Source organism: Streptomyces sp. NPDC048389, from assembly GCF_040706335.1.
GTDB lineage: Bacteria > Actinomycetota > Actinomycetes > Streptomycetales > Streptomycetaceae > Streptomyces.
In genome coordinates this window covers 358,629-369,036 of record NZ_JBEZKP010000001.1, presented here as the reverse complement: position 1 = coordinate 369,036, position 10,408 = coordinate 358,629, and the positions used below count along the sequence as shown (strand labels likewise).

The 10,408-nt window shown below is 69.4% G+C and carries 10 protein-coding genes; 3 read left to right on the top strand and 7 right to left on the bottom strand.

What is annotated here, in order from left to right:
• Window positions 1-86 precede the first annotated feature (86 nt).
• Window positions 87-2,687 (bottom strand): ATP-dependent chaperone ClpB, encoded by a 2,601-nt coding sequence (clpB, locus tag AB0903_RS01720; protein WP_366697866.1) that lies wholly within the window; start codon window positions 2,685-2,687, stop codon window positions 87-89.
• Window positions 2,688-2,836: 149 nt separating this feature from the next.
• Here clpB and AB0903_RS01715 point away from each other — a divergent pair, with 149 nt between their 5' ends.
• Entirely contained in the window at window positions 2,837-3,241 is a 405-nt protein-coding gene (locus AB0903_RS01715) for a TIGR03618 family F420-dependent PPOX class oxidoreductase (protein ID WP_366697864.1), read from the top strand.
• 119 nt (window positions 3,242-3,360) lie between these two features.
• Here the strand turns inward: AB0903_RS01715 and AB0903_RS01710 are convergent, their stop codons facing one another.
• Both AB0903_RS01710 and AB0903_RS01705 read right to left on the bottom strand, forming a co-directional pair.
• Window positions 3,361-3,678, bottom strand: a complete 318-nt coding sequence (locus AB0903_RS01710) for a (2Fe-2S)-binding protein (RefSeq protein ID WP_366697862.1) — start codon at window positions 3,676-3,678, stop codon at window positions 3,361-3,363.
• Window positions 3,675-3,881, bottom strand: a complete 207-nt coding sequence (locus AB0903_RS01705) for a hypothetical protein (protein WP_366697860.1) — start codon at window positions 3,879-3,881, stop codon at window positions 3,675-3,677. Before AB0903_RS01705 ends, AB0903_RS01710 begins: the two co-directional genes overlap by 4 nt.
• A 185-nt stretch (window positions 3,882-4,066) precedes the next feature.
• Here AB0903_RS01705 and AB0903_RS01700 point away from each other — a divergent pair, with 185 nt between their 5' ends.
• On the top strand, window positions 4,067-5,059 hold the full coding sequence (locus tag AB0903_RS01700; RefSeq protein WP_366697858.1) for a helix-turn-helix transcriptional regulator: 993 nt from the start codon (window positions 4,067-4,069) through the stop codon (window positions 5,057-5,059).
• Window positions 5,060-5,142: 83 nt separating this feature from the next.
• On the opposite strand, the gene AB0903_RS01695 is transcribed toward AB0903_RS01700, so the two are convergent.
• The 4 genes from AB0903_RS01695 to dnaK form a co-directional block, all read right to left on the bottom strand.
• On the bottom strand, window positions 5,143-5,592 hold the full coding sequence (locus AB0903_RS01695) for a helix-turn-helix domain-containing protein (protein ID WP_366697856.1): 450 nt from the start codon (window positions 5,590-5,592) through the stop codon (window positions 5,143-5,145).
• Window position 5,593: 1 nt separating this feature from the next.
• Window positions 5,594-6,778, bottom strand: coding sequence for a molecular chaperone DnaJ (gene dnaJ / locus AB0903_RS01690; protein ID WP_366697854.1), 1,185 nt, complete (start codon window positions 6,776-6,778; stop codon window positions 5,594-5,596).
• A 190-nt stretch (window positions 6,779-6,968) separates the two neighbouring features.
• Window positions 6,969-7,625 carry a nucleotide exchange factor GrpE gene (gene grpE, locus AB0903_RS01685; protein WP_366697852.1) on the bottom strand — a complete coding sequence of 219 codons (657 nt, stop codon included), beginning with the start codon at window positions 7,623-7,625 and terminating at the stop codon, window positions 6,969-6,971.
• Window positions 7,622-9,469 (bottom strand): molecular chaperone DnaK, encoded by a 1,848-nt coding sequence (gene dnaK / locus AB0903_RS01680; RefSeq protein ID WP_366697850.1) that lies wholly within the window; start codon window positions 9,467-9,469, stop codon window positions 7,622-7,624. The genes grpE and dnaK overlap by 4 nt, the downstream gene beginning before the upstream one ends.
• 271 nt (window positions 9,470-9,740) lie before the next feature.
• Between dnaK and AB0903_RS01675 the strand changes: the two genes are divergently transcribed.
• Complete coding sequence (locus AB0903_RS01675) at window positions 9,741-10,292, top strand: sugar transferase (RefSeq protein WP_366697903.1); 552 nt, start codon at window positions 9,741-9,743, stop codon at window positions 10,290-10,292.
• Window positions 10,293-10,408 lie beyond the last annotated feature (116 nt).

Genomic DNA, 10,408 nt, shown 5'->3' with positions numbered 1-10,408 from the left:
GGAGGCGTCGCCGGTGTAGCCGGTCAGTGCCACGACGTGGTCGCAGACGATCTCGCGCGGGCCGCCCCCGGCCCCGGGCCTGTCGACTACCGCGCCACGCCGACGCTCAGACCGTCTCCGGAACGGTCCACCCGTACGGTGTCGCCGTCCTTGACCTCGCCCGCCAGGATCTCCTTGGCCAGGCGGTCGCCGATCGCCGTCTGGATCAGGCGGCGCAGCGGACGCGCGCCGTACGCCGGGTCGTTTCCCTCGTCCGCGAGCCAGGCGAGCGCCTCCGGTGTGACGTCGAGCGTCAGCCGGCGGTCCGCCAGGCGCCGGGCCAGCCGGCCGATCTGCAGCTCCGCGATGTGCGCCAGCTCGTCCTTGGACAGGGCGGAGAAGACCACCAGGTCGTCGAGCCGGTTCAGGAACTCCGGCTTGAAGGAGGCCCGTACGACCTCGAGGACCTGCTGCTTCTTCTGCTCCTCACCGGTCGTGGGCTCCATCAGGTACTGCGACCCGAGGTTGGACGTCAGGATCAGGATGGTGTTGCGGAAGTCGACCGTCCGGCCCTGGCCGTCGGTCAGCCGCCCGTCGTCCAGGACCTGGAGCAGGATGTCGAAGACCTCGGGGTGGGCCTTCTCCACCTCGTCCAGCAGCACCACGCTGTACGGACGGCGCCGCACGGCCTCGGTGAGCTGGCCGCCCTCCTCGTAGCCGACGTAGCCGGGAGGCGCGCCGACGAGGCGGGCGACGCTGTGCTTCTCGCCGTACTCCGACATGTCGATGCGGACCATCGCCCGCTCGTCGTCGAAGAGGAAGTCCGCCAGCGCCTTCGCCAGCTCGGTCTTGCCGACGCCGGTGGGGCCGAGGAAGAGGAACGAGCCGGTGGGCCGGTCCGGGTCGGCGATCCCGGCCCGGGTCCTGCGTACGGCGTCGGAGACGGCCCGCACGGCCTCGGTCTGCCCGATCAGGCGGCGGCCCAGTTCCTGCTCCATGCGCAGCAGTTTCTGCGTCTCTCCCTCGAGGAGGCGCCCGGCCGGGATGCCGGTCCAGGAGCCGACCACGTCGGCGATGTCGTCGGGGCCGACCTCCTCCTTGACCATGGTGTCCTTGGACGCCTCCTGCTCGGCCTCGGCCTGCGCGGCCTCCTCCAGCTCCCGCTCCAGGCCGGGGATCTCCCCGTACAGCAGCTTGGAGGCGGTGTCGAAGTCGCCGTCGCGCTGGGCCCGTTCGGCCTGGCCGCGCAGGTCGTCGAGGCGTTCCTTCAGCTCGCCGAGGCGGTTGAGGCCCTGCTTCTCCTTCTCCCAGCGGGCGGTGAGGCCGCGCAGCTCCTCCTCCTTGTCGGCGAGGTCGCGGCGCAGCTTCTCCAGCCGCTCCTTGGAGGCGGCGTCCGACTCGTTCCTGAGCGCCAGCTCCTCCATCCGCAGCCGGTCGACGGCGCGCTGCAGCTCGTCGATCTCGACGGGCGAGGAGTCGATCTCCATGCGCAGCCGGGACGCGGACTCGTCGACGAGGTCGATGGCCTTGTCCGGCAGGAAGCGGGAGGTGATGTAGCGGTCGGAGAGGGTGGCGGCGGCGACGAGCGCGCTGTCGTTGATCTGCACCTTGTGGTGGGCCTCGTAGCGTCCCTTGAGGCCGCGCAGGATCGCGATCGTGTCCTCGACGGTCGGCTCCGCCACCATCACCTGCTGGAAGCGGCGCTCGAGGGCCGGGTCCTTCTCGATCCGCTCGCGGTACTCGTCGAGCGTCGTGGCACCGACCATCCGCAGCTCGCCGCGGGCCAGCATCGGCTTGAGCATGTTGCCCGCGTCCATGGCGGAGTCGCCGCCGGCGCCGGCACCGACGACGGTGTGCAGTTCGTCGATGAAGGTGACGATCCGGCCGTCGCTGTCCTTGATCTCGGACAGCACGGTCTTCAGCCGCTCCTCGAACTCGCCGCGGTACTTGGCGCCGGCGACCATCGCGCCGAGGTCGAGCGAGACCAGCCGCTTGTCGCGCAGCGACTCGGGGACGTCTCCCTTGACGATGCGCTGGGCGAGACCCTCGACGACGGCCGTCTTGCCGACGCCGGGCTCACCGATGAGCACCGGGTTGTTCTTGGTACGCCGCGACAGCACCTGCACGACGCGGCGGATCTCCTGGTCCCGGCCGATGACCGGGTCGAGCCTGCCCTCGCGGGCGGCGGCGGTGAGGTCCGTGCCGAACTTCTCCAGCGCCTTGTACTGACCCTCCGGGTCGGGTGTGGTCACCCGGCGTCCTCCCCTGACTTTCTCGAACGCGTCCAGCAGCTTCTTCGCGCCGGCGCCCTGCTGGTCCAGCACCTGGCCGGCCGCGCCGCCCTTGGCCGCGATCCCGATGAGCAGGTGCTCGGTGGAGATGTAGTCGTCGCCGAGTTCCCTGGCGCGCTGCGCGGCGTCCGAGATGACGGCGAGCAGCTCACGGTTGGGCTGCGGCGGGGCGACCGTGGAGCCGGTGACGCTGGGCAGCGACGCGAGGACGCGCTCGGCCCCCGACCGCACGGCAGCCTGGTCCGCCTCGACGGCGGCCAGCAGGTCGGTGATGTTCGCGGCGGCTTGCCGTCCCTGCCCCTCCAGCAAGGCCAGGAGCAGGTGCGCCGGGGTCAGATCCGGGTGCCCGTCGGACACGGCCCGGCTGGTGGCGGCGTTGAGCGCGTCCCGGCTCTTGTTGGTCAGCTCGGCGTCCACGTGCGGTCTCTCCTCCTCGCTGATGCACTTCTTCGTGCTCTGTGTACTGGTCCGCTCATACTGACTCAGTCAACGTGCACAAAGTTGAGTCTATTCCACTCAGGGTGCTGCGGGACAGGGCCGGCGGCCGCCCAGATAGGTTCCGCCCCATGGCCATCGACCCACGCAACCCCGACGCCTCCTACCTCAGCTTCTGGCGCGACCGCCATATGTGCACCCTGACGACCCTGCGCCCGGACGGCACTCCGCACGTGGTGGCCGTGGGGGCCACCTACGATCCGGCGGGCGGCAGGGCCCGGGTGATCACGAACAAGAACAGCCGCAAGGTCGCCAACATCCTGGCCGCGGGCCCGGAAGGGGCACGGGTGGCGGTCTGCCAGGTGGACAAGGGCCGCTGGGCGACGCTCGAGGGCGTCGCGGTGATCCGTACGGAGACGGAGGCCGTGGCGGACGCGGTCGACCGCTACGCGGAGCGGTACGGGCGCACACCGGCACCCAATCCGGACCGGGTGGTCGTCGAGATCACGCTGACGCGCGCGATGGGCCGGGCATAGCCGCCCGGGGCCCGGCGAAGTGTTCCGGGCAGCACAACGGCGCCATCGTGTTTCAGGTCCACGATGGCGCCGCTGTGTGGGGGAAGCACCTGAGCGATTTGAAACGACGGGGGAATCGCTCAGGCACTGCGGGGGGTGGCGGTGGTGTCGGACTCGGCCAGCTGGTGGTCACGCTGGTCGAGGTTGACAAAAATCATGCCGTACCGGATGGCACAGCGGACGGGCTGCGGAGCCCCTCTCGGTCGGCGGAGACAGCGGTAGGCACGGACATCCTCGTCCTCCTCGCGGGCGACGACGATCGGCTCACCGAACAGGGTGACCATCAACGAGTCGCCACGATGGGGGATCGCCGTGACGAGGTCGATGAAATGCCACCCGGATCGATAGGCCGTCGCCATCTCGCGCCGGAAGACACGATCATCCGGAGGGATGGTCATGCGCCCGGATCCACGTCCACGGGAGCGGTCTCCCACGTCAGTTCGTCCTTGCCCGCGATCACCGCGCCATCCGGCCCGGACTCCCACGTGGGCTCACCCGCGACGACCGCGTGGGCCGGCTCGGACTCCCATGTCGGCTCACCGCTGATCACCGCGTGCGCCGGCCCGGACTCCCAAGTCGGCTCACCGCTGATCACAGCCACGCTGAACGCGGCCGCGCCGGCAGCAAGTGCGCAAAGTATGCGAACCGTCCTGTTCATGGAGGATCTCCACCCCATTCTGTTCAATACCCTCCCCCCGCGTCTAAGACGATGTCTCACCCCGAATACTTCCACCAGCGACCACAGGCATCATGTTCCTGTAATTCAGGACCCTGAGGGGGTGTCAAATGTCGTCGAACCAGGACAATGTCGGGCATAAGCACAGTGGTGCCGAACTGTGCGAAGCAGGGAAGAACCTCTACGCAACGGCTCTGCGCAGCGGCCAGGTCTCCCGGGCGGAGGCCGCGGACGCACCCTGTCTGCTCGATCTCTCCCTGCTGCGTCCCGACCCCGACGACGCCCAGTGGCTCCGCCCCGTTCCCCCGTCGCTTGCACTCAACCAGCTGATATACCCCATCGAGCGGGAGATCCAAGAACGCCGGCAGCTCGCGATGTCGATCGCCGGCACATTCGAGCCGTTCATGACCATGACGGCGCAGGACCTGTCGACCAGGCACGCGATCACCGTGCTCGAGGGACTGGGCATCATCAACGCAGCTCTCGACCGTGTCACGGCCGAATGCTCGGAGGAACTACTCACGGTCCAGCCCGGCAGCGGACGCCGTCCGGACACCCTGGAGCACGGTCTGCGCCGCGCGGAACCACTGCTCAAGAACGGCGTGAAGATGCGCACGCTGTACCAGCACACGGCCCGCCACCACCCGTCCACGCTCGCGTACGTCGAACGCGTCAGCCCCTACGGCGTCGAGGTACGCACCCTCGAGGAGATCATCGACCGCCTGATCATCGTCGACCGCAAGGTGGCCTTCGTACCGGCCCGCAGCGACCGCCAGGTCGCTCTGGAACTGCGCCACGAAGGGCTGGTCACCTATCTCGTGGGCGTTTTCGAGCAGTTCTGGCTCCATGCCACCCCCTGGGAGGAGCAACTGTCGTACGCTCCCGAGCTGGACGGCATCACCAGCGTCCAGCGCTCCATCGCCAAGCTTCTCGTCGAGGGCCACGTCGACGACTCCATCGCCCGCCGCCTGGGCATGAACGTACGCACCTGCCGTGCCCACATCGCGAAGCTGAACGCCACGCTGGGCAGCGGGAGCCGCGCTCAACTCGGTTACCTGATCGCCCAGTCCGGGATCCTCGGCGACGACACCGGTACACCCTGACGGGCGTGACGCCCTGATCGGCGAACGGCGGCGGGCCGGGAGCGCTGCTGCTCTCCCGGCCCGCCGCCGCACCGGCCCGCCCGTCAGTCGCCGCGCTTGGGCCGCCACACCACGAGCGCGCTCGCCTGCTGCACGTCCTGGTACGGCACGAGGTCGCGCCGGTACGAGGCGTGCACCTGGGCCTCACGCTGCTGCATCGCCGCGGCCGCGCCCTCCAGCGCCGCCGACAGCTCGCCGACCCGCTGCTGGAGAGCCGCGACCTGGTTCTCCAGTTCGATGATGCGCTTGATGCCGGCCAGGTTGATGCCCTCGTCCTGCGACAGCTGCTGGACGGTGCGCAGCAGCTCGATGTCCCGGGCCGAGTAGCGCCGGCCCCGGCCGGCCGTGCGGTCGGGGGAGACGAGACCCAGCCGGTCGTACTGGCGCAGGGTCTGCGGATGCAGCCCCGACAGCTGTGCGGCGACCGAGATGACGTACACCGGCGACTCGTCGGTCAGTTCGTAAGGGTTGCGGCTGCGCCCCGACCGGTCCATATCAAGCTCCCTTCGCGGCCTGGAACAGCTCCGCTCGCGGATCCTCGTCAGCGGTGGCTTCGCGGTAGGCCACCAGCGCTTCCTTCGCCTTGTCGCTGAGCTCCCGCGGTACGGCGACCTCGACGGTCACCAGCAGGTCGCCGCGGGTGCCGTCCTTGCGGACCGCGCCCTTGCCGCGGGCGCGCATGGTGCGTCCGTTGGGCGTCCCGGCCGGCAGCTTCAGCGTCACCGGCGGGCCACCCAGCGTGGGCACCTTGATCTCGCCGCCGAGCGTCGCCTCCGCGTAGGTGACGGGCACGGTCACGGTGAGGTTGTCGTCCTTGCGGCCGAACACCGGGTGGGCGTCGACATGCACGACCACGTACAGATCGCCCGCCGGGCCGCCGCGCTCGCCCGGCGCGCCCTTGCCGCGCAGCCGGATGCGCTGCCCGTCGGACACGCCCGCCGGGATGCGCACCTGCATGGTGCGGGAGCTGCGGGCCCGGCCGCTGCCCTTGCAGACGTCGCAGGGGGTCTCGGCGATCAGCCCCCGGCCCTTGCAGTCCACGCACGGGTCGGTCAGCGAGAAGGAGCCGCTGCCGCCGCGCGAGACCTGGCCGGTGCCGACACAGGTCGGGCACACCCTGGGCGTGCCGTTCTTGTCGCCGGTGCCGGAGCACGCCTTGCAGGCGGCGGAGCTGGACATCCGCAGCGGGACCGTCGCCCCGTCGACCGCCTCGGTGAAGCTGAGCGTCACCTCGGACTCGATGTCCTGGCCGCGGCGCGGCTGCGTCCGCGTGCCCGGGCCGGCGCCCCGGTTGAACAGGCCGCCGAACACGTCCCCGAGGCCGCCTCCGAAGCCGCCGGCGCCACCCTGGCCCCCGCCCTGGGGCCCCCCGAAGAGGTCACCCAGGTCGAAGTTGAAGGTGCCGCCCGGCCCGCCGGCGCCCGGCGCCCGGAAGCCGCCGTTGCCGAACAGGGCGCGGGCGTCGTCGTACTCCTTGCGCCGCTTCGCGTCACCGAGGATGTCGTTGGCCTCGGAGATCTCCTTGAAGCGCTCCTCCGCCCTGGCGTCGCCCTTGTTGGCGTCCGGGTGGAACTCGCGGGCGAGTTTCCGGTACGCCTTCTTGATCTCGGCCTCTGTGGCGTCCTTGGGGACGCCGAGAACCTTGTAGTAGTCCTTCTCGACGAAGTCCTTCGTACTCATCGACGTCCCTCCTTCCGGACGTTTCCCGCGTCAGCCCGCAGGGTGCGTGCCCCGGCTCCGCGTGGGCTCGCGATCCCCGGCACGCGCGTCTGCTGCGTTGTCGTCGGTCGCCATGGCCTCGCCATGTCTCCCTCCTCCGCTGTGCATCCGCACGCGCCGGACGCCGCTCCCTCATCCACGCGGAGCCAGGTCACGCACCCTCCTCGGGCCCACCGCTCTCCTCGTCGGCCGGCTTCTCTTCCTTCTGCGCCGCCGGTGCCGCACCCGGCTGGGGCTCGGCGACCGCGACCCGCGCCGGGCGGATCGTGCGCTCGCCGATGCGGTATCCGGGCTGCAGGATCGCGACGCATGTCGTCTCTGTGACGTCCGGCGCGTACGAGTGCATCAGAGCTTCGTGGATCGTCGGGTCGAAGGGCTCACCCTCCTTGCCGAACTGCTGCAGGCCCATCTTCGCGGCGGCCGTCTCGAGAGACTCGGCCACCGACTTGAACCCGCCCACCAGCTCCCCGTGTTCCCGGGCGCGGCCGATGTCGTCGAGCACGGGCAGCAGCTCGGTCAGCAGCGCCGCGGTGGCGATCTCCTTGACCGTGATCCTGTCGCGCTCCACGCGCCGGCGGTAGTTCTGGTACTCGGCCTGGAGCCGCTGGAGGTCGGCCGTCCGCTCGTTCAGAGCGGTACGGACCTGGTCCAGCTGGGCCGTCAGGCCGACGGTCTGTGCTGCGTCCCCTTCCGGGGCCGCCGGGCTCTCCTGCTCGGAGGATGCCTCGGCGGTCTCGGCGGCGTCGTCAGGGGTGGCGCCGGAGGGGACGTCAGGCTTCTCCTCGAAACCCGGGGTCTCCTCCGTCACGCGGCACCGTCCTTCTTCGGCTTGTCCTCGTCGACGATCTCGGCGTCGACGACGTCGTCGTCCCCGGCGGGTCCGGCCTGGCCCTCGGCACCGGGGGCGGCACCCTCGGGCGCGGCGTTGGCGTACATCGCCTGGCCGAGCTTCTGGCTGACCGCGGCCACCTTCTCCGTGGCGGTGCGGATCTCGGCCGTGTCGTCGCCCTTGAGCTTCTCCTTCAGCTCGCCGAGGGCGGTCTCGACCTCGGTCTTGACCTCGGCGGGGACCTTGTCCTCGTTGTCCGTGAGGAACTTCTCGGTCTGGTAGACCAGCTGCTCGCCCTGGTTGCGGGACTCGGCGGCCTCGCGGCGGCGGTGGTCCTCGTCCGCGTACTGCTCCGCCTCCTGGCGCATGCGGTCGACCTCGTCCTTCGGCAGCGAGGAGCCGCCGGTGACGGTCATCTTCTGCTCCTTGCCCGTGCCCAGGTCCTTCGCGGTCACGTGCATGATGCCGTTGGCGTCGATGTCGAAGGAGACCTCGATCTGCGGGACGCCGCGGGGCGCCGGCGGCAGACCGGTCAGCTCGAACATCCCGAGCTTCTTGTTGTACACAGCGATCTCGCGCTCGCCCTGGTAGACCTGGATCTGCACCGACGGCTGGTTGTCCTCGGCCGTCGTGAAGATCTCGGACCGCTTGGTCGGGATCGTGGTGTTGCGCTCGATGAGCTTGGTCATGATGCCGCCCTTGGTCTCGATGCCCAGGGACAGCGGGGTCACGTCGAGGAGCAGGACGTCCTTGACCTCGCCCTTGAGGACACCGGCCTGGAGCGAGGCGCCGATCGCGACGACCTCGTCCGGGTTCACACCCTTGTTGGCGTCCTTGCCGCCGGTGAGCTCACGCACGAGCTCGGCAACGGCGGGCATCCGGGTCGAGCCGCCGACCAGGACCACGTGGTCGATCTCGGACAGCTGGATGCCGGCGTCCTTGATGACGTTGTGGAACGGGGTCTTGCAGCGCTCGAGCAGGTCGGACGTCAGCTGCTGGAACTGGGCGCGGGTGAGCTTCTCGTCCAGGTGCAGCGGGCCCTCGGCGGAGGCCGTGATGTAGGGCAGGTTGATCGACGTCTCGGTGGACGAGGACAGCTCGATCTTCGCCTTCTCCGCGGCCTCGCGCAGACGCTGGAGCGCCATCTTGTCCTTGGACAGGTCGACGCCGTGCCCGGACTGGAACTGCTTGACCAGGTAGTCGACGACGCGCTGGTCCCAGTCGTCACCACCGAGGTGGTTGTCACCGTTGGTGGCCTTCACCTCCACGACGCCGTCGCCGATCTCCAGCAGCGAGACGTCGAAGGTGCCGCCACCGAGGTCGAAGACGAGGATCGTCTGGTCGTCCTTGTCGAGGCCGTAGGCCAGGGCGGCCGCGGTGGGCTCGTTGACGATGCGCAGCACGTTCAGACCGGCGATCTCACCGGCCTCCTTGGTGGCCTGGCGCTCCGAGTCGTTGAAGTACGCCGGGACGGTGATCACCGCGTCGGTGACCTTCTCGCCGAGGTAGGACTCCGCGTCGCGCTTGAGCTTCTGCAGGATGAACGCGCTCATCTGCTGCGGGTTGAAGTTCTTCCCGTCGAGCTCGATCTTCCAGTCCGTGCCCATGTGGCGCTTGACGGACCGGATGGTCCGATCGACGTTTGTGACCGCCTGGCGCTTGGCCACCTCGCCGACCAGCACTTCACCGTTCTTCGCGAAGGCGACGACGGACGGCGTGGTCCTGGCACCCTCGGCGTTGGTGATGACGGTGGGCTCGCCGCCCTCCAGAACGCTGACGACGGAGTTAGTCGTGCCCAGGTCGATGCCGACCGCACGTGCCATTTCGATTCCTCCAACGACTGACTTGAGTGGAACTGGCTCAAGGATGCATCACCCGTTCCCCGGAGTCAACAGACCTGAGTCAGGGCCACTCAACTTTTATCCCGCGCTTACGTGCAGTTCTCGCCCGTGCGCGTGGCGCAGCACGTCTGGAACGCGCGCCTCTGGGAGAGTCATATCCGAAAAAAGTGGTCAAGAACTGTCATTCAGGATGAGCACGGATGGTCCTGAATGAGACCGGACGAGGAGGGTGCGCCCTATGGCGGCAACACCCATGACGCCGAAGAGAGTCGTCGACCTGACGGGCGCCGCACTCCTCCTGCTGGTGCTCGCACCACTCCTGCTGACCGCCGCGGCGGCCGTGGCGGTGACATCACCGGGCCCCGTACTGCTTCGCCGTGAACGGGTGGGCCTCGGCGGCCGCACCTTCACGATGCTCACGTTCCGCACCGGGCACCCGGGAGCCGTCACCCCGGTGGGCCGGGCACTGCGACGCCACTTCCTGGACCACCTGCCCCAGCTGCTCAACGTCGTACGCGGCGAGATGTCCCTGGTCGGACCGCATCCGCTGCCCCCGGACGCCCTCCCGGCCGGCCTCGGACCGGAGCGCGCCCGCCTCGCGGTGCGGCCCGGAATGACCGGTCTCTGGCAGGTCGGCGGACGCTCGGAGCTGCCCTGGGAGGAAATGACCGTGCTCGACCTGCATTATGTGGAGCAACACTGGCTGGGACTCGACCTGGCGATCCTGGCCCGCACGGTGCCCGTGGCGATCGCCGGACGCAGCGTCGTCCACGCCGCCCCGGCGGCTCCGGTCAGGGTTGCCTGAGCGACACAGATCACCGCATGCGTGGCTACAGTGCGGCGGAATAAGTGGGTAGTCTCAGCTCGGGCTGAATAAGTTACCGCTTAGTAGTACCTAGTCCTCCCACCCTCGCAGGCCCG

Coding starts and splice junctions, on each gene's coding strand:
- AB0903_RS01715 (WP_366697864.1), top strand. CDS start 2,837: ATGGCCATCGACCCACGCAACCCCGACGCCTCCTACCTCAGCTTCTGG.
- AB0903_RS01710 (WP_366697862.1), bottom strand. CDS start 3,678: ATGACCATCCCTCCGGATGATCGTGTCTTCCGGCGCGAGATGGCGACG.
- AB0903_RS01700 (WP_366697858.1), top strand. CDS start 4,067: ATGTCGTCGAACCAGGACAATGTCGGGCATAAGCACAGTGGTGCCGAA.
- AB0903_RS01695 (WP_366697856.1), bottom strand. CDS start 5,592: ATGGACCGGTCGGGGCGCAGCCGCAACCCTTACGAACTGACCGACGAG.
- dnaJ (WP_366697854.1), bottom strand. CDS start 6,778: ATGAGTACGAAGGACTTCGTCGAGAAGGACTACTACAAGGTTCTCGGC.
- dnaK (WP_366697850.1), bottom strand. CDS start 9,469: ATGGCACGTGCGGTCGGCATCGACCTGGGCACGACTAACTCCGTCGTC.
- AB0903_RS01675 (WP_366697903.1), top strand. CDS start 9,741: ATGACGCCGAAGAGAGTCGTCGACCTGACGGGCGCCGCACTCCTCCTG.